Annotated in this window: 29 protein-coding genes; 25 read left to right on the forward strand and 4 right to left on the reverse strand. The window is 52.7% G+C overall.

Annotation, left to right across the window (positions count from 1 at the left end):
• Positions 1 to 480, reverse strand: coding sequence for a hypothetical protein (locus ATB02_RS13800; RefSeq protein ID WP_053897717.1), 480 nt, complete (start codon positions 478 to 480; stop codon positions 1 to 3).
• 138 nt (positions 481 to 618) lie between these two features.
• On the opposite strand from ATB02_RS13800, the gene ATB02_RS13805 reads away from it, so the two are divergent.
• From ATB02_RS13805 to ATB02_RS13835, 7 genes are all read left to right on the forward strand, one after another.
• The gene (locus ATB02_RS13805; RefSeq protein WP_024243415.1) at positions 619 to 840 is read left to right on the forward strand and encodes a phage filamentation protein Fil family protein; all 222 of its coding nucleotides are present in this window, start codon (positions 619 to 621) and stop codon (positions 838 to 840) included.
• A gap of 21 nt (positions 841 to 861) precedes the next feature.
• Entirely contained in the window at positions 862 to 1,245 is a 384-nt protein-coding gene (locus ATB02_RS13810; RefSeq protein ID WP_172934472.1) for a hypothetical protein, read from the forward strand.
• A gap of 70 nt (positions 1,246 to 1,315) precedes the next feature.
• A complete protein-coding gene (locus tag ATB02_RS13815) occupies positions 1,316 to 2,281 on the forward strand; it encodes a DNA adenine methylase (protein ID WP_053897719.1) in 966 nt (321 codons plus the stop codon).
• The gene (locus ATB02_RS13820; RefSeq protein ID WP_053897720.1) at positions 2,281 to 2,502 is read left to right on the forward strand and encodes a hypothetical protein; all 222 of its coding nucleotides are present in this window, start codon (positions 2,281 to 2,283) and stop codon (positions 2,500 to 2,502) included. Before ATB02_RS13815 ends, ATB02_RS13820 begins: the two co-directional genes overlap by 1 nt.
• Positions 2,495 to 5,110 (forward strand): replication endonuclease, encoded by a 2,616-nt coding sequence (locus ATB02_RS13825; RefSeq protein WP_053897721.1) that lies wholly within the window; start codon positions 2,495 to 2,497, stop codon positions 5,108 to 5,110. Before ATB02_RS13820 ends, ATB02_RS13825 begins: the two co-directional genes overlap by 8 nt.
• A gap of 222 nt (positions 5,111 to 5,332) precedes the next feature.
• Positions 5,333 to 6,382: a DUF262 domain-containing protein gene (locus ATB02_RS13830; RefSeq protein WP_053897722.1), complete on the forward strand. Its 1,050-nt coding sequence runs from the start codon at positions 5,333 to 5,335 to the stop codon at positions 6,380 to 6,382.
• Positions 6,383 to 6,386: 4 nt separating this feature from the next.
• Positions 6,387 to 6,995: an MAE_28990/MAE_18760 family HEPN-like nuclease gene (locus tag ATB02_RS13835; protein WP_143210312.1), complete on the forward strand. Its 609-nt coding sequence runs from the start codon at positions 6,387 to 6,389 to the stop codon at positions 6,993 to 6,995.
• 30 nt (positions 6,996 to 7,025) lie between these two features.
• On the opposite strand, the gene ATB02_RS13840 is transcribed toward ATB02_RS13835, so the two are convergent.
• The 3 genes from ATB02_RS13840 to ATB02_RS13850 are packed head-to-tail and all read right to left on the reverse strand — an operon-like array spanning position 7,026 to position 10,209.
• Complete coding sequence (locus ATB02_RS13840; protein ID WP_052765805.1) at positions 7,026 to 7,292, reverse strand: ogr/Delta-like zinc finger family protein; 267 nt, start codon at positions 7,290 to 7,292, stop codon at positions 7,026 to 7,028.
• 47 nt (positions 7,293 to 7,339) lie between these two features.
• A complete protein-coding gene (locus ATB02_RS13845) occupies positions 7,340 to 8,401 on the reverse strand; it encodes a phage portal protein (RefSeq protein ID WP_105271755.1) in 1,062 nt (353 codons plus the stop codon).
• Complete coding sequence (locus ATB02_RS13850) at positions 8,398 to 10,209, reverse strand: terminase large subunit domain-containing protein (RefSeq protein ID WP_053897725.1); 1,812 nt, start codon at positions 10,207 to 10,209, stop codon at positions 8,398 to 8,400. The genes ATB02_RS13845 and ATB02_RS13850 overlap by 4 nt, the downstream gene beginning before the upstream one ends.
• 177 nt (positions 10,210 to 10,386) lie before the next feature.
• Between ATB02_RS13850 and ATB02_RS13855 the strand changes: the two genes are divergently transcribed.
• From ATB02_RS13855 to ATB02_RS13940, 18 genes are all read left to right on the forward strand, one after another.
• The gene (locus tag ATB02_RS13855) at positions 10,387 to 11,448 is read left to right on the forward strand and encodes a GPO family capsid scaffolding protein (RefSeq protein ID WP_053897726.1); all 1,062 of its coding nucleotides are present in this window, start codon (positions 10,387 to 10,389) and stop codon (positions 11,446 to 11,448) included.
• Positions 11,449 to 11,476: 28 nt separating this feature from the next.
• Positions 11,477 to 12,499, forward strand: a complete 1,023-nt coding sequence (locus tag ATB02_RS13860; protein ID WP_001177621.1) for a phage major capsid protein, P2 family — start codon at positions 11,477 to 11,479, stop codon at positions 12,497 to 12,499.
• 2 nt (positions 12,500 to 12,501) lie between these two features.
• Positions 12,502 to 13,203: a phage terminase small subunit gene (gpM, locus tag ATB02_RS13865; RefSeq protein ID WP_053897727.1), complete on the forward strand. Its 702-nt coding sequence runs from the start codon at positions 12,502 to 12,504 to the stop codon at positions 13,201 to 13,203.
• 102 nt (positions 13,204 to 13,305) lie between these two features.
• Entirely contained in the window at positions 13,306 to 13,779 is a 474-nt protein-coding gene (locus tag ATB02_RS13870) for a head completion/stabilization protein (protein ID WP_053897728.1), read from the forward strand.
• Complete coding sequence (locus ATB02_RS13875; protein ID WP_000080428.1) at positions 13,776 to 14,252, forward strand: phage tail protein; 477 nt, start codon at positions 13,776 to 13,778, stop codon at positions 14,250 to 14,252. The genes ATB02_RS13870 and ATB02_RS13875 overlap by 4 nt, the downstream gene beginning before the upstream one ends.
• A gap of 35 nt (positions 14,253 to 14,287) precedes the next feature.
• On the forward strand, positions 14,288 to 14,944 hold the full coding sequence (locus ATB02_RS13880; RefSeq protein ID WP_053897741.1) for a hypothetical protein: 657 nt from the start codon (positions 14,288 to 14,290) through the stop codon (positions 14,942 to 14,944).
• 2 nt (positions 14,945 to 14,946) lie between these two features.
• Entirely contained in the window at positions 14,947 to 16,089 is a 1,143-nt protein-coding gene (locus ATB02_RS13885; RefSeq protein WP_047081127.1) for a DUF2586 domain-containing protein, read from the forward strand.
• 3 nt (positions 16,090 to 16,092) lie between these two features.
• Positions 16,093 to 16,548 (forward strand): phage protein, encoded by a 456-nt coding sequence (locus ATB02_RS13890; protein ID WP_000140062.1) that lies wholly within the window; start codon positions 16,093 to 16,095, stop codon positions 16,546 to 16,548.
• Between the two features lie 4 nt (positions 16,549 to 16,552).
• Positions 16,553 to 16,864 (forward strand): holin, encoded by a 312-nt coding sequence (locus tag ATB02_RS13895; protein WP_000980879.1) that lies wholly within the window; start codon positions 16,553 to 16,555, stop codon positions 16,862 to 16,864.
• On the forward strand, positions 16,851 to 17,189 hold the full coding sequence (locus tag ATB02_RS13900; protein ID WP_049027674.1) for a M15 family metallopeptidase: 339 nt from the start codon (positions 16,851 to 16,853) through the stop codon (positions 17,187 to 17,189). Before ATB02_RS13895 ends, ATB02_RS13900 begins: the two co-directional genes overlap by 14 nt.
• The gene (locus tag ATB02_RS13905; RefSeq protein WP_001245145.1) at positions 17,189 to 17,572 is read left to right on the forward strand and encodes a hypothetical protein; all 384 of its coding nucleotides are present in this window, start codon (positions 17,189 to 17,191) and stop codon (positions 17,570 to 17,572) included. Before ATB02_RS13900 ends, ATB02_RS13905 begins: the two co-directional genes overlap by 1 nt.
• A 102-nt stretch (positions 17,573 to 17,674) precedes the next feature.
• Positions 17,675 to 17,944, forward strand: coding sequence for a putative phage tail assembly chaperone (locus ATB02_RS13915; protein ID WP_000045611.1), 270 nt, complete (start codon positions 17,675 to 17,677; stop codon positions 17,942 to 17,944).
• Between the two features lie 50 nt (positions 17,945 to 17,994).
• On the forward strand, positions 17,995 to 18,132 hold the full coding sequence (locus ATB02_RS27080) for a DUF6890 family protein (protein WP_407204596.1): 138 nt from the start codon (positions 17,995 to 17,997) through the stop codon (positions 18,130 to 18,132).
• 1 nt (position 18,133) lies between these two features.
• On the forward strand, positions 18,134 to 20,242 hold the full coding sequence (locus ATB02_RS13920) for a phage tail tape measure protein (RefSeq protein ID WP_053897730.1): 2,109 nt from the start codon (positions 18,134 to 18,136) through the stop codon (positions 20,240 to 20,242).
• Positions 20,239 to 20,574 carry a DUF2590 family protein gene (locus tag ATB02_RS13925; RefSeq protein WP_000102748.1) on the forward strand — a complete coding sequence of 112 codons (336 nt, stop codon included), beginning with the start codon at positions 20,239 to 20,241 and terminating at the stop codon, positions 20,572 to 20,574. Before ATB02_RS13920 ends, ATB02_RS13925 begins: the two co-directional genes overlap by 4 nt.
• Positions 20,567 to 21,751 carry a baseplate J/gp47 family protein gene (locus ATB02_RS13930; RefSeq protein ID WP_053897731.1) on the forward strand — a complete coding sequence of 395 codons (1,185 nt, stop codon included), beginning with the start codon at positions 20,567 to 20,569 and terminating at the stop codon, positions 21,749 to 21,751. Before ATB02_RS13925 ends, ATB02_RS13930 begins: the two co-directional genes overlap by 8 nt.
• Entirely contained in the window at positions 21,744 to 22,337 is a 594-nt protein-coding gene (locus tag ATB02_RS13935; protein WP_053897732.1) for a phage tail protein, read from the forward strand. Before ATB02_RS13930 ends, ATB02_RS13935 begins: the two co-directional genes overlap by 8 nt.
• A gap of 11 nt (positions 22,338 to 22,348) precedes the next feature.
• Entirely contained in the window at positions 22,349 to 24,271 is a 1,923-nt protein-coding gene (locus tag ATB02_RS13940) for a tail fiber protein (RefSeq protein ID WP_105271756.1), read from the forward strand.

The following is a 24,271-nucleotide window of genomic DNA, read 5'->3' on the forward strand; positions in this document are numbered from 1 at the left end:
TTATTTGAACCATTTACTAGATGGGTGAGTGTCACCAATGTGGTGCGTTTCCTCGAAAGATTTTGAGAAGTGCATGCCGGGGATAGCGACATCGGCTTGATCCAGAATAGGAGCGTCGATAATGGCATTAAGGAAAAACTGGGCATTTTGCTTTGCTAATTCTAATGAGTCAAAGCCATTTCCTGAACTTTCGGTAACTTTAGACAGTTGTCCATTTTTTGAGATAAATAATTCCCAGCCCCATAGCGATTCATGCTGTTTTAAAGAAATAACTACAGATGGACAGTTTTCTGTATCGCCAGAATTAATATCGTCACCAGCCTTAATAAAGATTGGCGATTCCATAAGGCCTACAAATTTCTCAAGGTCATCAATGGCTTTAGGTCTTGTTTCAAATAGTGGACTTTCAAAGAGGGGGGCACCATCGGAAAGCACCCAGTGTGATCCGTGGTCTTTTTTAAAAAATACATTGAATTTCATTACAACTCCTTCTGTGTTGGTGATTGTTATGCCTGATTCACCGCTCAAAGTTACACAGGCATAGCGATGTTATCACAGGAAACACGCGCCGGGCGTGGGGTCGTATCCCGGCATCTTTTCAATATGACGGAGATCAACATGGAATTAACACAATGCCCTTCACTCGCCAGTCTGCTCACGCACGGCCAGCAGATCACCCACCGTCAGCATCAACGTGGCTGGATTGAAACCCCGGACGGGAGGTTCTTCCAGCCGAAAGCGGTAGATGTTCAATTTGTTAAAAACTGCCGTGTACCGTTCATGTCGCGCCCGCGTAATAAGCGCCGCTGGTTTTCCCGCTTAATGGGCATCTTTGCGTAGTTCGGGGAGGTGGTTATGTTGATGGATAAGACAGAACAACAGCCAGGTCGCCGCCAGTTCTTAGAGCAACGGGCGCGGCTGCAAGCAAGTTTGAACGCCTCACGCGTGAATGACACTGCAACCCGTTTTAACCGCCTGGATCATGCCTGCAAAAAGGTGATTTTCATCCTGGCAAACGATGCGTCCAGATACATAGTCGGAATGCCGAAGCTGACCGCCAAACAGCTGGGTTGTACTTACGAAAATCTAACCGAAAAGGAGCAAACGTGCCTTTTGATGGGCATTAAACGCCTTTCCGAATTTGCAGCATCAATGCCGTGGGAATTTGAGGACTACGCCGCACCACGCGCCGAAATTCAGGCGATACGAGACAAACCACCCGCGGCAGATAACGCAGTAAATTAACAACTAACTACCCACAAAAAAGAAACAGGCGCTAACGCGTCGGGCTTCTTGCACCCTGGAGAAAGTAAAAATGATTCGATCTCTCGTTAAATGGCCCGGTGGTAAAGGCCGCGTTATGCCTGATTTGCTGCCGATTCTGCCGAAAGCCGATTGCCTGGTGGAACCGTTTGTCGGCGGTGCTTCTGTTTTCCTCAATACTGAATATCGCCGTTATATCCTGGGTGATATCAACCCAGATTTAATTAACCTGTATCGCCAGATAACCCGCTGGCCTGATGCGGTGATCGACGCTGCTCGCCCACTGTTTAAAGTGTACGGCGATAAAGACGGCTATAAGTGGATCCGCGATGATTTCAACGCCCGCGCCCGTGACCTACTGTCATTGCGCAGTGTGTTTGAAGATGGGCCGGACGCGGGCAAGATTCTTCGTGCAGCACAATTTCTTTACCTGAACCGTCACGGATATAACGGCGTAGTACGCTACAACCAACAGGGTGGATATAACGTTCCCTTTGGGCGTCACAAAACCCCGCCTTACTTCCCGGAAGAACAAATCCGTTTATTCTCTGAAAAAGCTAACGACACGAAAGCTATTTTCGTGTGCTGCGATTTCCAGAGCACGTTAAAAATCATGATTGGTAGTGACGCGGTTATCTATTGCGATCCGCCATATCTGCCAACAAGCGAAACCGCTAATTTCACCCAATACCACACCGCCCCGTTTGGGATTAAAGAGCATCGCCAGTTAGCTGCCGCTCAGCTGGATATTAACCGCCTTACTGGTTCGCCGGTGATCCTGTCTAATAGCGACACCCCAGCCACCCGCGAGATTTATCGCTCTTTCAACTTCCAGGAAATTATCGTTAACCGTTCTGTCAGCGCGAACGCCATTACCAGAGGGGCCGCCAGTGAAGTGATCGGCGTCCTCAAAGTCTGCGCGACTTGTCGCCGTGCCGGTGGTGGGTGCTGTCCTGACTGCGGCCCTTGTGCTGGTTATTCCGTGTGGGGTGGAGCGGCTGACGAGGTGCTCTTCTGATGGCTAGCAAAATTAATAACGGTCTTTCGGAATACCAGCGCGGCGCACTGGCTGCGCTTAACGAAGCCAAAACACTGGCCCTTGCACACGCAACGTTGGCGGGTGTTCTCGCCGGAAGTGAAGCCGCAAACACGCTGTTGATTTCTTTCAATGTGTTACTCGACCCGCTAATCGAAAAGCATTCCCAGCGGGAGGGTGATAGCGGGGCATCCAATGTCTGACACCGCTTTTGCATGGCCCTGGAACGCGCCGCGCCCAGCTATTGGCCTGTACACCTACGAACCGAAAAAAATCGCCCCGCTTGCAGGGGCGGTGGTACATCATCCAGCCGTAAAAAAACACATCGATCACATCTTCAAACGCGCCGGTTACAACCCCGACGAGGTTCGGGACCGTAACGCGCTTATCCAGGCGCTGGACAGGCACGAACCGTGCGGCCTGCTACTGGCCGCCCATCAAAATATAATCCGGCAGGAAATGGAAGCCGCTAAAGCTACGACGGCAGCCTGGGTCAATACGCCGGAGGGTGTCGAAGCGCGTTTATTATCAGAGCCGTTCTTCATTCGTGAAGTCTGGCGTAAAAAAATTGAGTGGTTACGGGTCAACCGTGAAACCAGACACACCAATGATTTTCTTATGGGGACCGTGAAAAAATCATTGCTGCGTCTTGATGTTGTACGCACAAGGCAAGGTGTTTCGCCTGATATCACCGGCGAACTGGCTGCGTACTGGTTCGGGCGCTGGCAACGTCTGGCTGATTTCACAAAGCGGGAAGCACTGAGCGCCGCTAATGAGATCGCCAGCCGCATGGCTGAAATGCTGGGGACGGAATGCGAAGCCCTGGGACGGAATGTTTCAGACATGAACGTCGAAGAATTGGACTGGCTTTATTACCACCTGGGCCGCGAAATGCTGGCGCTTCGCATTGTACCGCCTGCATGGTATGCGCCGTGGGAACGCGAGCGCATATGCACGGCCATTTTGCGTATGGCTTCGCCTGACTGGTGGGGGCGTAAAATCTGGCGCTTGCGTTGTGACTGGCGCGAGAACCAGCTGCGTGCTGTTGGCGCGGTAAATAAAAAAGCGCACGCCTACGTTAGCGTTTCCAGCCTGATCGAGTGGCAGGAACAGCGCCGTAAAAACCGGGATTTTTTCAAAAGTCATGAACTGGTAGACGAATACGGCAACGTTTCGTCGCTTGAGGAAATGATTAATAAATCCACGTCTAACCCGGCTATTCGTCGCCATGAGCTTATGGCCCGAATGGCTGGGGTTGAGCTTGTCGCCCAAAGTCGCGGCGATGTTGGCATCTTCCTGACCATCACTTGCCCGTCGAAATATCACAGTAATATTGCGTCCGGCCACCATAACGCCAAATGGAATCATTCCACCGTCGCCCAGGCGCAGCGCTATTTATGCCGAGTATGGAACCGGGCAACCGCCAAACTGAAACGCGAAGATTTGCGCCCTTACGGCTTCCGCGTCGCTGAGCCGCATCATGATGGGACACCACACTGGCACGCATTGCTATTTATGCCACAAGAGCAAGTTAAAGCTACGGTTGCGATCCTTCGCGCCTACTTCATTGCGGAAGACCGCGACGAGCTGGGCCGCAATACCGGTGCTCGTTTCAAGTCAAAAAAAATGGACCCACGGAAAGGGTCAGCAACGGCGTATATCGCGAAATACATTTCGAAGAATATCGACGGCCACGCGCTGGCCGGTGAACTGGACGACGAAAGCGGCAAGCCGCTGAATGAAACAGCCAAATATGCAATGGCCTGGGCGTCACTTCACCGCATCCGCCAGTTTCAGCCCATCGGACAGCCGCCCATATCGGTTTACCGCGAGCTGCGCAAACTGAGCAATCAGATCACGACCCGCCAGAAAATTGACAATACCTTCAAGCGCGGTGCGCCGTTGCTTGTGGATCCTGCAATGGATGCGGTTTGCGCCGCTGCCGATGTCGGGTGCTTTGCTACCTACATCATCCGCCAGGGGGGTGTTTTGATCCCGCGTGAAAACTATGTCGTCCGTCTGGCCTATCAGCCAGCTGATGAAATGAATGCTTATTGTGAGATCCCCGAAAAGGTTTTCGGGGTCTGGTCGCCGCGTCTGGGTGATGCCTCCCGTATTAGCACCCGTCTGGTTAAATGGAAAATCCGCGCCAAATCCAAAGCCGCCACCGGGGCCAGAAACGGCCCCGGTTTGGGGGTTGACCTTTTGCCGTCGCCAACCGGCGGCGCTTGGAGTTCTGTCAATAACTCTACGGAAGACGAAAAAATCACCGATTTTTCGCTTGGTGTGGAGGGTATTACAGAAGAATCAGAAGAGGAAATCGTCGATTTTGAAAATATGGACCAGCCAACGCGGCGCAAATTGATGCGGCGACTACGTGAAACACCATTCAAAAGGCAGCAAAGCGGATCACCTTATGAGCCAAGCAGCGAATTAGATGTCGCCTGGCGTTCTGCCGTGGAAAAAACCGAGGCCAGATCGGAGGCTGAAAAAGCCAGACGGGCGGCTCTTGCCCCTGCGATTGCCAGCCTGCTGGCTGATGCGACGTTGTATTCGGTTGAGATTTCAGAGATTCAGGCCGTTTCGCTGTTAATGGGGAGCCGTCTGGAGATAGACGGCAAAGTTTATCAGGCCAGCGCTGACGGCCAGTTGATAACACGTCAATTACCCGATGATGCACGGACGATAAATAAATTATGGGAACGCCTGCGGGATAACCACGGCATTGATGCCACGCGCCTGCGCTTTGATCCGGTCGGGGAGTATCAAAAAATGCTGGCGGGTGTGGAAGGTCGTCTCCCAAAAGAATGAATGCAATCGCGCTGGCCGTCGCAACTGGTTGCGTCGGTTGGCGTGATTCTGCGGGTGCGGGCGGCAAAGAGCCCGGTAGTCAATTTAGCCACTTGAAAGGAATGCTATGTTCAATATGCCTCAAAAGGTATTGTTTCTGCTAGATAGAAACTGTAATAATGCTATGGTATTTTACCTACCACCGATTATCTTTCAGGTAAGCTAGATTTTGATGGAGCAATAATGGTTGATATAGAAGAAGTTATTACTAAGAAAAGAAATTCATTAAAGGCCGATCGTTTAGATATGTCTTTTGGTGAATTGATGAATATGTTTGAAGACGGAGATTTATTCATCACTCCTGAATATCAAAGGGCATTTCGTTGGTCTAATTTTCAACAAACAAGATTTATTGAGTCTGTTTTATTGGGAATACCGATCCCCCCGATTTTTGTAGCAGAAGATGATAAGGGAAAATGGGAGGTTGTTGATGGCTTACAGCGTATATCAACAATTTTTTCATTTTTTGGTGTTCTTACTAATCTCCCAGAAAAAAACAACCTGAAACTATGCAAAGGAGAAATGGTTGCCGAGTTAGAAAATATAACTATTGATGCTCTTCCAATCAGATTAAAAACAACCATTAAAAGAGCAGTTTGTAGAGTTGAGATTGTTCGCTGGGATAGTAACGAAGATATTAGGTATGAACTATTTAATCGACTGAATACAGGGGCTAGCCCGTTATCTGATCAAGAGATAAGAAACTGTATTTTTAGATCATACCCTGTTGATTTAAATAAAATATTGCGTGAAATTGCAGTTATGCCAAATTTCATTGAGTTGATTAACCCTTCAGCAGCTAAAAAAGAAGAAATGTTTTTAGAGGAGTTAGTGCTTCGCTATTTTGCTTTTAAACATTTTGATGGTGATTTTAATACTACTGTTCCTAATTTCCTTTCAGACTTCATGCGCTCCGTGTCGAAAGGTGACATTGCTTTTGATTTAGATTGTGAAAAAAAATCATTTGTTGAGTTAATTGATTTCTTAATATCTCATGGCGGCAAGGAGTTATTTAGACCTAATGGACCTTTTGCCTTACATCTTTTTGATTCTATATCATACGCTTTGCCAAAAGTATTCGATACTGTCATTGGTAATGAGCAAAAAATTACAGAAGCTATAAATACATTGCTTACTGACGAAAAATATCAAAGTATTAGCGTGCTCACATTCTCAACTGCACGTACTCGTAATCGGATGGATCGAGCTTTAGAGATTTTCAAAAGTGCATAGTTTAGTGGCTGAAATTTATGAAACAAACTCCTGGCGAGATGGGGAGTTTGCTAAATTTAGAGTCAACCCCCATCAAGTAGACCCTGTTTTATGGGGGCGGATGTGTGTACCGATGATTTATGCAAACTGGGAGGGTTTTGTAGTTAGTTCATTAAAAATGCTTTTAAAGCATTTAAATAAATTAGAACTAACCCCATTACAAATACCTACTAGATTAGTTGTAGTTGGATTAGGTGACACATATAGAAGTTTAAGTGGGAAGCAATCATTTGAACAACGATGTGAGTTCACTGATAAATTTAATGAGTTATTAAAAAAAACCGTTAAATTTAAGACAAAAATTGAAACTAAATCGAATTTGCATAGTGGTGTATTGAAAGAACTATGTCAAATGTTTGCTTTTGATTTTGAAAGATTTAGTGACGTAACTGTTACTCTAGATCGTCTTGTTCAAGTGAGAAACTGTATTGCACATGGAGAAAACTCGATTTTACCAACTCAGGAAAATATTGAGTTATACATCGATGCAGTGAAAGCAGCAATTGATATCATGTTAGAAGAAATTGACTTGTTTTTAACGCAAGAAAGTTATTTATATAAACAGCAAGCCTAAAATAAATACTCCGCCTTAAAGGCGGAGTATTTATTGTTGAAGTAATTCCAATGCTATCTGGCGTTCTTCCGGCTTGAGTCGATCAATTAGAAATTTAACCAGCTTGTTGCCGGTCAGTCCGCTGGGGCTTAGGGTATGTGAAAACTGGGCGTTAAAAACAAAGGTGTGGCCGCATTCAACTTCCGTGCAGGCGCAGTATAAATCAGCCAGTTTTTTGTCTTTCCAGTCAGATTTACGAATGATGGCCGGTGAGCCGCATTCAGGACATTTAATTTTAAAAACTCGCATGTTCACCATCCCGCACGCCATTGCTAACAATGGGGATGATTTTAACTTAACTGCGCTCATTTTTCGCCCTTTTCGGTGGTGATTGCCGGGATATCTACATCAAAATGCAGGTGCAAATGTGGGGGGATCTCCGGGTCATTGTTGACGCCGTTCATTAGCTTGCGCTGCAACGGGATAACTTCATCCTTGCGATAGGTTGTGCGGGCGGTTTCAGGGTTGCCCATTACCGCGCCATTGGTCGGGATGATACCTGCCAGCCCTGCGGGGAAACGGTGAGCGGTAAAGATATCCTGCGCGGTGATCCCTTTGATGTTGGCAAATTCATCCTTTGCGCTGACTTCGCCCACAGGCATGATTTTAACCCCTTCCGGGTCGCCCTTCGGGATGTTGATAAACATATTGCGGAAGTTACCCAGCCCTTTGGACTGGGCGATCTTCTCTTTGATTTCGTTTTCCATTTCCAGCGTCAGATTCGGATCGCTGGTATAGAGAATAAAGCCCATATGCGCCCCGTTATTGTAGTAACGGCGCCGGAAGATGGTTGCCTCACTGTTGAGTAACACCGAATGGATGCCGCCGATATAGTCAGGCAGGCCATATACCTGCTGGCGCGGGTCGTACATTTTAAAGAAAACGATGTCTTCCGGGTCATAGATAAGCGCTGGCCCTTCCTGCAGAACGGCAAACGAGCCGTCTTTCCGGCAGCGCAGATACAACGACGGCAGCGGCAGCAGGTCGATCACTTCCCCGAATACGTTACGAATTTTCAGGATAGCGATGTCACCAAACAGCAGGTAATCAAAGACAGCCTGTTCGACCTGGTCAGGTGTCAGGCCGCCGCCAATATAGCCACCGGCCACCATATTGCGCCGCGCATACAGCACCCCACCATGCTGGCCGTTAAGGTTCGGCAACTGGGCCAGCGCCAGGCGATCAATCGGGAGTCGCCAGTGGTCATATTCATTGTCATACCAGATATTGTGATAATCCGTGCCGGTCGTCAGGATGGGTTCGGGTTCGCCAAATGTGATCACGCTTCCGCGCCCTGGCGTGAAGGTTTCAACCTTGCTGCCGGTCATGGACCTGAATTTTTTATTTTTACGCTGTTTCTTTGTCATGCTGCTTTCCCAAAGTACCAGCCCGATGGGCGGTCATATTCGTGATCGATAGGTTCGTTAATTACGGCGTGCGAGATAGCGAAGAAAACATCTGCATGGCCGGTCGCGTCTGAACGTTCGGCAACAAACGTCAGCGCGTTGCCGCTGTTGGTTGTCGTGCGCCGGATAGCCATAAAGCTGGCCGGAATTTCGACGCGCTCCTTGTTCGTTTCGTCTACGGCGTCTTTTGCCCATTCGATGCGCTTACGCTCGACAACGTCGATCATCTTCATCACCAGGCGGTTTTTGCTTTCGACGCTGTAAAGAATGGGTGTGGCTTCGCGTGGCGCAAATTTGCTGACCAGGTCATAAACGCCTTTACCTATGCCGGTTGTATCGATCCCGATGTAAGTGATGTTAAAGCGGCGCATAAGCTGCTTTATCTGGTCGGCCTGCCAGCTGAAGTTAAAACCCTGCCATTGCCAGACGGCCAGCACGCGGAAGCGCTCGCCGTCCTCTATAGGGGGCGCGATTAACACAAATGTTGAGTTGTCGCCGGAGCGCGACGGGTCAAAACCTGCCCATACTTCGCGATTGCCGAAGGGCCGCGCAGCAGTCAGATCAAAGTCGCCCCATGTGGCCCGGTCCACTTCACAGCCAACAAGCGCGGAGAACTTGAAAACCGCGTCTTTACTGTCAACAAACTGGCACATGTAGAGCATGGCGAACGCGGTCGGGCTGTATTTGTTGCGAAGCCGTTCAATATCGACAAGCGCACCGAGGCCACCTTCGATAGCGTCTTCCATCGTGATGATGTAGCGCCAGATCTGGTCCGGGCAGAGAATGCCCTGGCGCATTTCGCTTTCTGTCGGGAACGCCACACCTTTGCGTTTCGGGTCGTCACCGCGCCAGGCTTCGCCAGTCCAGACCGGGTAAGCCTGGTGCGTTTTCGCGCTGGGCGTCGAAAAGTAGGTCGTGCGGTATTTGTTATGCGTTGCCATTGCACTGGCAACTTCATGCAGGCGCGTGAATTTCGGGATCCAGAAAACCTCATCGCCATACAGGTGGCCGTTAAAGCCCTGTGCGGTGCTGGCGTTCGTGGACAAAAAGCGCAGTATTGCGCCGTTACTGAGGCGGATATTTTTACCCGTCAGCGTCACGCCGAAATGGTTCTGGGCGATCTGGACGATGTATTCGCGGAAGATTTCCGACTGGGATCGGCTTGCAGAGAAAAAGACCTGGTTATCACCGGTAATGACGGCGTCTTCAAATGCTTCCCAGGCGAAATAATAGGTCATACCCACCTGGCGGCTTTTCAGAATGAAGCGCCAGTCTTCGCCTTTATGTTCGCGGCAGTGCAGCTGGTACTCGAAGAGATGTTCCCGCGCCCAGGTGTCGAGCATTTCCGCTGTAATACCGGAAACGTCGTTTTTCTTATACCGGCGCTTTCTTTCCCTTGGTTCCCCGCCTGCGCTGCTGAGGCAGTACCCTTCACCATCATAAGCCGCTTTCTGGGCCTGAATTTCTGCCAGCTTTTCGGCGTGCTTGTTGCGCTGCGCCATGAGTTTCACATGGTGAGCAATCAGATCGCGCAGTTCTTCCAGTTCCAGCGCCGTTTTTTTCTCGCGGCGGGAGAGCTGGTCGATACGGCGGGCGATGACATTTTCCACCGATTCAACAGGCAGCAGTGATGCCCACTTCCCGACGTCAGCCCAGTGGTAAATTGTACGCGGTGGAATATTCAGTTCCTGCGCAATATCTTTCGGCGTCCAGCTTTTTATATAAAGCGTGCGGACCGCTTCTTTTAATTCATCGGAATATTTAGCCATGCGGCTATTATGGCGGGATTATTTTGCAGAATTTATAATTAAATATCGGTATAAAGTGGCTATCCAGTTATAACCGAATACATAAGAAATAAAGCGGTCGCGCTGTTTTAATCAATTCGCAATACTAACCACCACAAACGAATTATTGTTATTTAAATTCATTATTAAAGGTCAGCTATGCCGCAATCTCATTACCGCACGGATTGGCTATGTATTGCCACATCTGGACAGGCTGTGGACGGTCGCACCATTGAACCGCAATGGTTGATTGATGCGGCAGAAACCTACACCCGCAAAACCTACACCGCCATGATTTGGCCGCACCACCCGCAATACGATATCGGCGAGCGTGAATTTACCTGCAACCTGGGTGAAGTGGACGCGCTGAAAGTGGAAACGGAAGGTGACGTCACGAAGTTATATGCCCAGTTAATCCCGAATCAATTTTTAATTGATGCCAACCGTATGGGGCAAAAGTTATTTACGTCAGCCGAATTTGTCACTGATTTTGCAGGCAGTGGTCGTGAATATCTTTTCGGGCTGGCTGTGACGGATATTCCGGCAAGTCTGGGAACGGAAAAACTTAAATTTGTTTTAGCCGGTGAAGAAAAAGACGCCGAGCGCGGGAGTCTGGAAACATTCAGCTTAGGAAAATTACAGACAAGTAAACCGGATAAAAAAGATTCTTTCTGGTCGCGTTTATTTTCGGCCAGTAAAGATTTTACGCCAACGCCAGAGCCAAACACTGATAAGCCCACCGAGGGCGACGGAGAAAAAATGGAAGAATTAAAAGCGCTCATTCAGCAAATGCTGGATCTGCTTAAAAGCGGTAAAGACGCCGCAACGGGTGATGCTGACACGGTTGATACCCCGGAACAGGCCGCTGATGTGGTGGCAGATGTTGCCGCCCAGATCGCTGATGCTGCCGACGAGGTGGCCGAGCTGGCGCAGGACGTTATCGAAAACCCGGAAGACGAAGTCAAAGCGGAAGAATTCAGCGCCGCCAAAGCCAACCTGGCAAAAGTCATGAAGTCATTCAATGTGACGCCAGCGAAGCGCCCACGCGCCAGCCGTCGCCGTGACTTTTCCGCCCGTCGCCAGCCAGCTGGCAACCAGATGGACAACCTTACCACGCAGCTGACTACCGTCCTGACCAAGTTGTCAGCGATGGAAAACGGCAATACGCGCCGCCCTGGCAGTGCGCCAGGCGGAAGCAAAGAACCGTTTGAGTTTGTTTAACAGCCATTCTTTTCAGGAATAAAAGATTATGCAATTAACCCCAAAAGCAGAGCAGATGCTGCGTAAGTTTGCCGCAGGCCTGGCGAAAGCTAACGGCCAGGTGGACACGTCGCGCTACTTCTCGCTGACCAATCCGAAAGAAACCCAGCTGCGCAATGCCCTGCTGCAAAGTTCTGAGTTCCTGCGTCTGCTGCCTAACGTGCTGGATGTGGACCAGATCACCGGCCAGGTGGTCAGCACCGGTAAACCGGGTATTTATACCGGACGTAAAAAAGACGGTCGTTTCTCTCGCGCCCTGGGTGTGTCCGGTAACGAGTACAAGCTGGTAGAAACGGATTCTGGTTCGTATCTGCCTTACTCCCTGCTGGTTGTCTGGGCGAACGCGGGCAGCGAAGAGGAGTTTTTCCAGCGTATTCAGGCATTCAGCAACGAATCTTTCGCGCTGGACATGTTACGCGTGGCGTTCAACGGTACGAGTGTTGCAGAAGACACCGACCCGGAAGCTAACCCGAACGGCGAAGACGTCAACATCGGCTGGCACAAAATCGTTAAAGACCGTTCATCTGAGCAGATTATTTCTGATGCCGTCACTATCGGTGCGTCAGGGGCTGACTTTATTGGGCTGGACGCGGCAGTCACGGACCTTGTGCACACCTGCATTTATGAGCCATTCCGCAATGACCCACGCCTGGTCGTGCTGGCTTCCGCTGACCTTATCGGCAACGACGCCACCACAATGATGAATAAGATTGATCGCCCGACTGAGAAAGTTGCCGCGCAGCTTATTGGCCGCCAGATTGCTGGCCGTACCGTGTACACCCCGCCGTTTATGCCGGAGGGTCGCCTTATCGTCACCACGCTGGACAACCTGCATATCTACACCCAGCAGGGTACACGTAAGCGTAAAGCGGAATGGAACGACGACCGCAAGCGCTTCGAGAACAACTATCTGCGCATGGAAGGTTACGGCGTCGAGCATGACGAGCTGTATGCGGCATTCGACAAAATCACCCTTGCGACCGGCGAAGTTGCACCGGGAGGGGGCGCGTAAAAATGGCTATGACCCCGTGTCAGCGACACCGAGCACGCATTAAAGCCGCAAAGGCGCTGGATAAGTGCGAAGCCCTGACGGCATCGCCGGTCAGCTTTCACATTCAAATGCTGGAACTGGAAAAGGATGTTGAACGGCTTCGCAATCTGACACGCGCTGACCGTATGGACATGAAGCGCGATGTTCTTTTGCCGCGCTGGATGCCAACCGTTGAAGCATACCTTTCCGGTGATGCCCGCTTTGCCAATCCGGCCCTGGTTTACTGCGTGATCTGGCTGTTCGATACGGGGGAAATGGGCAAGGCGCTGGACTGGGCTGATGTGGCTATCAGTGAGAGCCAGGCCACGCCGGAAAACTTCAATAGCAACCTGCCTGCCTTTGTGGCCGACACGGTGCTGGAGTGGGCGATCATGCAGGCGGAAGCCGGTCACAGCATCGAGCCCTATTTCAGCCGCACCTTTGAAAACATCCGCGAAAAGTGGCGTTTGCACGAAGACATTAACGCGAAGTGGTTCAAGTTCGCCGGTCTTTACCTGCTGCGCGACGAGAAGGGGCAGCCGCGAGTCACTGCCGTGGATGATGTGAACACGCTGGAGCAGGCCGACGCCCTTTTGGCCCAGGCGGCGGCGTACAACAAAAACGCCGGAGTTAAGACCATGCGCGAAAAAATCCGTGCCCGGATTAACGGCCTGACCCAGCTTTAAAGACTCCCGCTAGCCGGGACGGGCGCGGGGGAGGCATCAACCATGCGGTTGTTGGCCGTGGAACCCGTTAGCCCGTTTCTATTGCAAAACCGAGGTACGCCAATGAGTGGCCCAAGTTTCAGTATCAGCGGCAAGCCAGTGACGGTGACGCCAACAGCGATCACCAACGGCGTGATGTTCTGGCCCGATCTCGATCTGGCCGAGTTTCAGAAGGTGCGCACGCTGCCCGCTGATCTGCCGCCAGAAACCGCAGGCGTGGCCCTGCTGGCCGCTATTGCGGAGGTAAACGACGCGCTGGCCGACGTGGTGACGTACTGGAACGCGAAAGCCTGCGAGCGGGCCGCAGATGTACCGGGTGCAAAGATGGGCGACGAAACCCAGTTAACAGCCCAGTACAAAAAAGCGGTCTACGCCCGCGCAAAGGCCGATTTACTGGGGGAGTTCGCCACCATCGGGCGGCGTGAATCGCATCCGGGGCAGGAAAGCCAGGACACCCGCGCCAGCCTGCTGGCCGAGGCGGCCAACGTGATGCGAAACATGCTGCGACAACCACGCGTTGGGGTGCATTTGATATGAGCCAGCTTGAAAGCCTGACGGCGTTTATTACGGCAAATCTGCCGCCTGATGCCATGCAGATGTTTTCCAGTTCAATGGAGGATTGCGAGCTGGTACGCAACGCCAAAGCGCTGGGGAACAACCAGCGCCGGATCGGGGTGCTGACTTATACCGCCCGTTTGTCGTGGGATGACTTCCCCTACCGCAAATATTCGCCGGGGCTGATTTATGCCCTGGTGCTGGCCTGGGTGGATGAATTCGCCAACGAGCTGCGCGACGAGCTGAAGTTAGCCGATCCCACCGTGGACCCGGAGTTCGACGACGAAGGGTCATGCATTCTGGATGTGGTTGTCCCGCTGGTTGATCCGCTGGTCCTGCGCGAAGTGGAAAAAGGGCCGATCCCCTTCAAGGGTAAGAAATGGGACATCGTAAACCCCGAAATCTGGGAGGCGTCGCAACTGGAATTTATTGTCCAGCGTGGTGACGCGTCGTGATCCGTGGGGAGCTGAACCAGCAACAGCTAAAGCAGATGCGGGAAACGCTGGCAAAAGCTGACCTTCCCCCGCGTAAGCGCCAGCGCCTTTTATGGCGTATTGCAAAGCTGGGCATTGTTGCAGCGGCAAAGCGTCACCAGCGCCAGCAGGCGGCCCCGGACGGTACGCCGTGGGAGCCGCGTAAGCGTGGCAAAGGGAAGATGCTAAAAGGGCTGCCCAAACTGCTGGCCGTGCGTGAAATGCCGGAGATTCAGGGGGTAAGAATTTACCTCAAGGGCGGGAACTACCGGAACGGGACGAAGCCCATTGCGGCGGGTCTGGTCGGTGCGGCCCAGCAGGACGGCGCACGGATCCAGATGAAAGCCAGTAACGCCCCGCGCAAGCCGCAGGCCGACAAACCCGCGCTACCGCGACAGGCCAAGCGTCTGCGGGCGCTGGGCTACAAAACCCGCAAGGGCAAGCGCTGGGTTAAGCCGTCCAGCAGGCAAATCATGGAAACCATGAGCATGGCCCAGGCGGGATTACTGATTCGAAAACTGAAAGGCACACCCTCAAAACGCGCATGGACCATTGATATTCCGGGGCGCGTTTTTCTGGGGGTGAGCGACGATGAGTTTAACCAAATTATTGCGCGGCAAATGCAGGCAATCGGCTTCGGCTGGGACATCAACGCGCAGCAAATCAGGGGGTAAAAATGACCTGGCCGAATGTCAACGTCAGTCAGAAAAACCGCTTCAACGGCACAACGAACGACGTCGAGCGCGTCATCCTCTTTGTGGGTTACGGCGACACTAACATCGGGAAAACCCAGTCGCTGAATACCGACAGCGATCTGGATAAAGCCCTGGGCGACAAAGACAGCCCGTTAAAAAATATGGTGGCCGCAGCGGCCAATAACGCCGGTCAGAACTGGTTTGCTTACGTGCATGTGCTGGCAGAGCCAGACAAGGAAGCCGAGGGCTATAAACCAGACGAAGACTGGATGAACGCGGTCAAGATGGCCCAGAGCGTGGCATCCGTGGAAGGGGTTTTCCTGGTATTTGATACCGACGAAGTGGCAACCATCAACCGCGCAATGGAAATGCGTATCACCTTGCAGGCTAATTATGGGCGATTTATCTGGTTTGGCCTTGCGATAGGCGGGCCAAAACAGGGCGAAGCATGGGCCGATTATGTGACGCGCCTGGCACAACTCCAGGACGGTATTGCGTCACCGGGTGTGCAACTGGTCCCGCGTCTGTGGGGCAATGAACCCGGCGTCCTGGCCGGTCGCTTGTGTAACCGTTCGGTGACGGTGGCAGACAGCCCCGCCCGCGTTGCAACTGGCGCAGTCACCGCGCTGGGGCGTGACACACTGCCGGTTGACGGGACGGGAGCCGAAATTGATCTGTCCGTGTTGCAGTCCCTGCAGGCGAACCGCTACAGCGTGCCGATGTGGTATCACGACTATGACGGCATCTACTGGGCTGACGGTCGCACCCTGGACGTTGAAGGCGGCGATTATCAGGTCATTGAAAACGTGCGCGTGGTTGATAAAGCATCCCGCCGCGTCCGTCTGCGTGCTATCCCCAAAATTGCCGATCGTTCGCTGAACAGCACACCGGGCAGCATTGCCGCGCATGAAACCTATTTCGGCAAGCCGCTGCGTGAAATGGCGATTTCAACCCAGATCAATGGCGTCGAATTTCCGGGCGAAGTGAAGCCACCAAAGGACGGTGACATCACCATCACCTGGACCAGTAGCGAAGCGGTACAGATTTACCTTGTGGTTCGACCGTATGAGAGCGCGAAAGAAATCAGCGTCAGCATCGAACTGGACACCTCACTGGAGAGCTAATCAATGACTGAACGTATTAGCGGCGGATCGTTCGATGTGAACTACGACAGCATCATGATTCACGTCGAAAACGCCACCGTCACCATTACGGACAACAGCGCCGTTGCGCAGTCGCGTGGCATCCCGAACGGCCACACGAAAGGGTCAGTTTCGGCGGATGTGGAAGTCGAAGTCGATTCCCAGAACTTTAAAAAGTTTACCGCCGTTGCCCGTGCCGCAGGTTCCTGGCGAGCCATTCCGGCAAAGGACTTTTTGTTCTACGCCAACGCCGGGGACGACGAAGAAAAAATCGAGGTGTTTGGCTGCGTTCCGACGCTGTCCGACATCGTCAACATCAACCCCAACGAGGCCAGCAAAACCACGAAGAAAATTAAATTCATGGTGACAAGCCCGGACTTTGTCGCGATTGACGGCGTTCCGTACCTGTCAGCCCGTGACACTCGCGATCTGAAAGGCTGACACGATGATGAACGGAGAAACGTCACTGCTTGAAAAGCTGTTGCTTATCGGGGCCGTGATCGGCCTGGGGCAACTGATGGTCAGCAATGAGCGAATCACAACCCGTCTGCTGGTCGGGCGGATGATTCTGGGATCTGCGGTCGCACCACTGGCCGCAATCCCGCTGCTGAAATTCCCCGATATGCCGGAACTGGTCGTCATTGGGCTGGCCTGCGCCCTAGGCATTCTGGGAAGTGCGTTTATTGAGGCCGGGTTAAAGCGCTGCCTGGATATGTATATCAAGCGATGGGGGAGCAAGCGCAATGAAACTGAGTGAAAAACAGCAACTTTTCACGGTGATGATCGCCAACCTGATTCATTTTGCCGAAGAAAAGGGCTATCGCCTGACGTTTGGCGAAGCGTACCGCACGCCGGAACAGGCCGCGCTTAACGCAAAAAAAGGGAGTGGCATTGCTAACAGCCTGCATACCCAGCGCCTCGCGGTGGATTTTAACCTGTTTATTAACGGCGAATACCAGACCGACAGCGCCGCATACCGCCCCCTGGGCGAATACTGGGAATCTATCGGCGGATCGTGGGGTGGACGTTTCAGTAAGCCGGACGGCAACCATTTCAGTCTTGAGCATAACGGGGTTCGCTGATGCGCAATTTGCTGGGTCTTTTGCTGATTCTGGTCGCTGCGATGTCAGCGGGCTGGCAGGCGCATGACTGGCACGACGCAAAGCTGAAACTCGCTGCCAGTGAAGCGGCAGAACAAACGCGCCAGATTGTTGTTGAGGTGACGCAGCAGTCTGGTGAAGCGCTGGAAGCAAAACTCGCGGAGCTGAGGGCCAATGAAATTCACACGGAACGGGTTATCCGCACGGAAACCATTAAGCCGGTTTTTAGCAACGTTTGCGCTTCTGATGATTACGTCCGGTTGTTCAACGAAAGTGCAGATCAAGCCGAACGAAAATTATCAGGAAAACCAGCTGACACTTTGCCCGGTCACGCTGCCACGTCTGGCCGGACCGACCGGAAATGACTTTGACGCGGCGCTGAAAGCCTACCGGCTGATGTATACCGACTGCGCCGCCCGACATAACGCCCTGGTGGGCATCATTCGACAACGTAAGGAATTAGCACAATGAGCAAATCGAAAAAAATCGCCATGACCGTGGCGGGCGTAAATCTGAGCTTTGAGCCGAATAAAACCGCGTTTAACAACCTGCTTAACGAAATGACCATGACCAATAAGGTTGCCCCTATGGTGACGTATCTGGGCCGCATTGTTGATGCCGAGTGTAAAGAGGCGCTTAACAAGCTGATGGAAGATTATCCGGGTTGCGAAATGCAGATCGTCGAGAAAGTTAACGAGATTTACTCCCCCAAACTTGAGATCGAAGTAAAAAACTGACGGCGCGGGTAGCGGCCATTCGCACAAATGCGCTTGAGCAATACCTTGCCCTGCGCCGCTACTACCTCCCGCACGAAGCCGACGACGAAGAAAGCATCGCCCGCGCCCTGTGGCTGGATGAATATTTCGCCCAGACCCGCGCCAGTAAGACGGCGGAAGGGATAGCAATCGCATTTAACGGAAACTGATATGAGCCACCTGGATTTTACCCTGAGCCTGATCGATAAGCTGACGCGGCCATTAAAGACGGCCCAGTCTTCGCTGTCCGGCTTTGCCGAAAAATCGCAGGCGTCTTTTACAAAAATCGGGATCGGTGCGGCGGCTGTCTGGGGCGTGGCACAGTCCATCGCGGGCGTGGTGGGGCCGGCGTATGAGATGAACGCCGCACTTGCAGAAGTAGGTTCCAAAGGCGTGGCAGAGGACGCGTTGAAGCGTCTGTCCGGCGAAGCCATGCGATTCAGTATGCGCTACGGCAAAGGGGCCGTTGATGTGGTCCGGTCAAGCTACGCGATGAAAGGCGCAATGGCGGGTCTGTCCGATCTGGACCTGCCCCGCGTCACCATCGCGGCCAATACCCTGGCGGCAGGCGTCAAGGCCAGCGGCGAAGAGGCAGGAGAATACATCGGCGCGATGGCGTCACGCTTCAACGCGGAGTTGTCCAGTCTGGGCCATGTGCGTTTTGCCGAAGAGCTGGCAGGGAAAACGGCGTACATGGTGCAAAACTTCGGCGTGAAAATGCAGACCATGCAGGAGCTTATCGAGGGGACGAAAAGCGCCGGTGCTGACTTTGGCGTTAGCCTGGATGAACAGTTCGCCGTCCTGGGTACGCTTTCGCGCACGCTGGGTACTGAGGCCAGCGGGATCTACGAGCAGTTTTTACGCAGCGCCCCGGCTGCCGCTGAAAAGCTGGGTATGAGCTTTGTCGATGCCACCGGAAAAATGCTGCCGATGGGCGACATTCTGCAAAAACTCCAGAACAAATACGGGCAGAGCATTGAAGGGAACGTCAAGGCACAACAGGCGCTGGATTCCGCGTTCGGTGGTGGTGCTGACGTTATCAAAAAGCTGTACGGTCAGCAGGATAAATTAAATCGCAGCATCACCGAGCTGGGCCGAAATGACGGGATGAAACGCGCCCAGGAAATGGCCGAACGAATGGCTGAGCCGTGGAAACGTATCAAAGCGACATTCTTTGCCATTCGCGTGGCGATTGGTAACACGCTGATCCCTATTCTGTCGCCGCTGATGAACCGTATTGCCGACGTGGGGGCAAAATTTGCCCGCTGGCTGGATATGTTCCCGAATATTGCCCGCTGGCTGGGTTACATCACCCTGGGCGTGTTGTCCTTCGGGCTGGCCGGGGCGGCGGTCAATATCGTGATGGGGGTCTTTGGCTTCACCATGACAGGGCTGGCCGCAATTGCAAAAGTGCTGGGCGGGGCATGGAAACTCCTGTTATGGACGCTCAACCTGTTGCGTCCGTCCCTGCTGACGACGCGCATCGGTCTGGCTGCATTGTGGATCCAGTCAAAATTACTGGCGCTGTGGACGGGCGTCTGCCGCATCGCGCTTGCTGCATGGAATATCGCGTTAAAGGCCGGAGCCATTGCCATGCGGGTTTACGGTGCGGCGACCATGTTTGCCGGGGCGGCAATGCAACTCCTGATGAGTCCGATCACCCTGATCGTTGCCGGGCTGGCACTTCTGGCCGTGGGGGTCTGGTACGTCATCACCCACTGGGAAGAACTGGCAGCAGCAATCATGGATACGTCGGCTTTTGCCTGGGTGATGTCGGTCGCTGAACAGGTAGGCCAGGTGTTTGCGCAGGTCTGGCAGTCCATCACAGACGGCTGGGCCGTGGTGGTTGATTTCTTTGCCGGTCTTTCCCCGCTTGCCACCTTTGAAGGGTTCGCACAAACCATCGGCGGGGTATTCAGCAAACTTTTTGACGTCCTCAAAAATACCTTTGCGTCTACCTATAACTGGATTGTTGAGAAGTTAAACAAGATCCCCGGCGTAAACATCGACCTAAAAACCGTTTCGCCACCGGCTGCCGTTCCGGCAAATGCGGTCATTCCTGACAGTGCTGCAGGTTCATCGAAGCTGAACAGCCCGTCCGTGCTGACGGGGAACCGAATTAATGCAGGCATCCCACGCGGCGGCCTGATGAGTCAGGTTAAAAGCGACAGCAAAACCGCTGTTGATAACCGTAAAACGTGGGGCGATACCTACATCAACGCCCCCAATGGAATCACCCCGGCCCAGCTGGCTGAATGGCAGGAGCTTAACGCAGGATGAGTACCGAACCGTTATACATCGACCTTTTGATCACTGACGGCGATTTCACGCTGGATAGCGGCAACGAGCCGCGCCGTTGCGATAACCGCGACAGCATCACCCAGGACATTATTCACAGCATTCTGGAAAGCGGTATCACCACCCGCCTGATCGGTGAACGCAGCCCGACAATGCGCGGTGACGTGCTGACGCAACTGTCCTTACTGGTGGAAAGCGACGAACGTCTGGTCCCAGGAACCATAGTGATCACCGAAGAAACCCTTTCGAGGTTGTATATCACGGCGGAAACCTACGATTTCGGCCCTGTCAGTACAGAGGTTAACTATGACTGAGAAACCCGACGTTGATTTTGAAAAGGTACTGAATGACAGCGGGATGCCTGCGACAGAGGCCGAAATTAAGGCAGCGTTTAAAGCCACCGTGCAGGCGGAAGGGTTCGTCACAAACACGTCGAGGATGTCGCCTTTCTGGCGGCTGATTTCGAAGATTGTCACCACGCCGGTGTTATGGCTGCGGGCGGCGATGATCGATGTGGTTCTACGCAATATGTTTGTTGCGACGGCCACCGGTCCCATGCTGCGCCTGCTGGCCTGGGCGGTTCATATCGTGCCTAAACCGGCCAGCGCTGCCGCTGGCGTGCTGCGGTTCTACAAGCTGAACGCGGCGGATGTGGTCGTCGTGCCTGCCGGAACACTGGTGCAAACCGAGCGCATTAACGGCGTGGTTTACGTGCTGGCGGTGAATGAAGACGTGACGCTGCCTGCCGGGGTTGAAAGCGGGCTGGTTACCGTCACGGCGACCGGCACCGGCAGCGGCTATAACCTTGCGCCAGGCTATTACCGGATTTTACCCGTTGCGGTGGCCGGGATTGCCAGCGCGGTCAATGAGGACGAATGGCTGATTTCGCCGGGAGCCAACGAGGAAAGCGACGACGAGCTGCGCGACCGTACCCGCAACCAGTTTAATCTGGTGGGGAATTATCACTCTGACGCTATTTACCGCAGCATGATTGCCAGCGTGCTGGGCCTGAGCGTTGATCGCATTTACTTTTTGCACGATGCCCCACGGGGACCGGGTACGGCAAATGCTTACCTGTTGCTGGACAGTGGCGAAATATCACAACCCTTTATTGATGCGGTTAACGACTATGTGAATACCCAGGGCCACCACGGACACGGTGATGATTTGCAGTGTTATGCCATGCCGGAAACCAGCCACACCCTGGCGGTAACGGTATACGTCAAAAGCGTGGAAAACATGGAAGCGGAAGACCTGAGCGCGTTAAAAACAGGTATTACCGACCTGATTCGTTGCGCGTTTCGCGAGAACGCCAATTACGACGTTAAGAAGACGCAGCCCTATTCGCGCTATTCCTTTTCGAATCTGGGCCGCGAGATCCACAAGGCTTTTCCGGTTGTCGATTCACTGCATTTTTCACTGACGGATATTGTCAGCGAACTGTCGGTCCCGCGCCTGTCAGGGTTAACGGTGGAGATTGAGAATGACTGAGTTTTCAAAGTTGCTTGCCGGTCTGAAATTGCCGTCGTGGCTGAACAAAGGCGACCCCGCCAGGCTGCTGCGGGCCTGCGTGAAGTTCTGGTCGCAGGTGTACGGGTGGATCTCCTGGCCGTTAAAGCAGTTTGACCCGCTGGTCTGCCCCGAACCGCTGTTAAACCTGATTGCCTGGGAACGCGATATCGATCGGTTTAAGGGGGAGCCGCTCGACATCTTCCGCAAACGGGTGAGCTACGCATTTATCAATGCGCAGCAGGCCGGAGAGGTGGCGGGCTTTATTGCCATTTTTGAGCGACTGGGGATTGGTTATGTTGAATTACTGGAACGGCAGGACGGACTCGACTGGGATGTGATTGTCGTTCGGGTGACAAATAGTCAGATTGCGGAAAATGGCGATCTCCTGCTGGAAATTATCCGTAAATATGGGCGTACATGCCGCCGTTACCAGTTTGAAGTGATCACATCCCTGCCACTGAATATCAATATTGGCTGGTATCAGGGGGAATATATTTGCTGTTATGCCACCCTGAGTGATGTGAATAACCAGCCCCAAATAACATACAGCGCAAGTTTGAAGTAGAGGAAAAACCTATGTCACAGGCTGTTATTACAAAAGCATTTACAGAGTGGAAAGCCCAGCAGGCTATTAATAATCAGCCCGTCACGCTGGATGAATTTATTTTCGCGTATATTCCGGGGCTGGATGCTGATAAGCCGATTGATAATACCGAGACAGCACCCGCAGCGGATAAAATTGTTTATCGTCAGGTGGTGAGTAAATCCGGTGTTGTGAATGAAAACTCTGTCGTTTATTCCGTCACGATGGGGGCAGATGTGGGTGATTTTGATTTCAACTGGATCGGTCTGGCAAATAAAGCCACCGGTACACTGGCGATGATTATTCATGCCCCGACCCAGCGTAAAATCAAAAATGCGAACGGCCAGCAGGGAAACGTTCTGGTCCGTGCCATGCTGATGGAATACAGCGGAGCCAGGGAAGCAACGGAAATTACCACCCCGGCAGAGACATGGCAGATTGATTTTACTGCCCGTCTGGCGGCAATGGATGAACGCCAGCGCCGCGAAAATATCGATCTGTATGGTGCGGCGTCGTTCTTTGATGCGGGTTATCTGGTCGCGAAAACAGGCACCCAGTATTTTGTCACTAAAGGTACTGGATACCTTGCCGGTCTGCGTTCAGTGTTGGCCGCAAACCAGAATATTACCGTGTCAACAAAGCCGGTTAAGGTCTGGCTGGATGTGGCGTGGATGGGAACGCTTACGAGCATTTGGGCGGTACAAAGCAAAATCACGGTTGCCGCCGACCTTAAAGATTACGTGCAGAATGGTGAGCAACATTTCGTGTTTGCCCTTGCGAGTATCGACGCAAACGGCGTCATTACCGATCTTCGTCCAAAAGGTACGCTGAACGAGCAACAGGCCAGTGATGCGCTGAAAAAACACGAACAATCACGCAACCACCCGGACGCCACCACAACCGCAAAGGGATTCACGCAATTAAGCAGCGCCACGGATAGCGATTCTGAAGAAGTAGCGGCAACGCCGAAAGCGGTTAAGGCAACCTATGACCTGGCGAAAGGTAAATACACCGCGCAGGACGCTACGACAGCGCAGAAAGGGATTATTCAACTGAGCAGCGCCACCGACAGCGAGTCGGAAGCCGTCGCCGCGACGCCGAAAGCAGTTAAGGCGGCTAACGATAATGCTAATAGTCGCGTGCCCTCAACACGAACGGTTAACGGTCGAGCGCTATCGAGTAATATCGATCTTTTCCCGTCTGATATTTTTCGGTTGGCCGAAGGGATTGGTAATGCAGCAAATCTGAACAACTACACCACGCCAGGGCTTTATTACCAGCCCGCGAACGCGCAGGCGCAAACCGGGACGAATTACCCGGAGGCGATCGCGGGTTCTCTTGAAGTCCTTAAGCATGCCGGAATCACGCAAATTTATCGCGTGTACAACAATTCCCGCAGTTATGCCCGAACGCTTTATGGTGGCACCTGGTCTGCATGGACAAAAGCCTATGATGTGGCGAACAAGCCCACCCCGGCAGAGATTGGCGCTCTTGCGTCAAATGGTAATGCGGTTTCAGCGTCACAATTGCAAACCGCCCGCACCATCAACGGCGTGGCATTTAACGGTACAGCAAACATCACCATTTCGGCGGGGTCGATTGGGTCGTATACAAAAGCCGAGAGCGACGCACGCTATAACCTGAAGAATACGGCCAGCCTGGGGCAAAACGGCTGGGAGCGCGACGGAACAACAGGAAGGATCCGTCAGTGGGGTTACACGAACCAGACGTCCGGTTATCAAAATATTACGTTCCCGATCGCATTCCCGAATGCGTGCCGGAATATTCAGGTCACGCCTTTTACCTCGAATGTGGCCGGGACGCTCGAATGTTCGGTGTCGCAATATTCCAATACGACGGCAAGGCTTAACGCAAACCAGGGCTTTCCTTTGTTCTGGCTGGCAACGGGATATTAA

Source organism: Escherichia sp. MOD1-EC5189 (genome assembly GCF_002966045.1).
GTDB classification, from domain to species: Bacteria; Pseudomonadota; Gammaproteobacteria; order Enterobacterales; family Enterobacteriaceae; genus Escherichia; species Escherichia coli_F.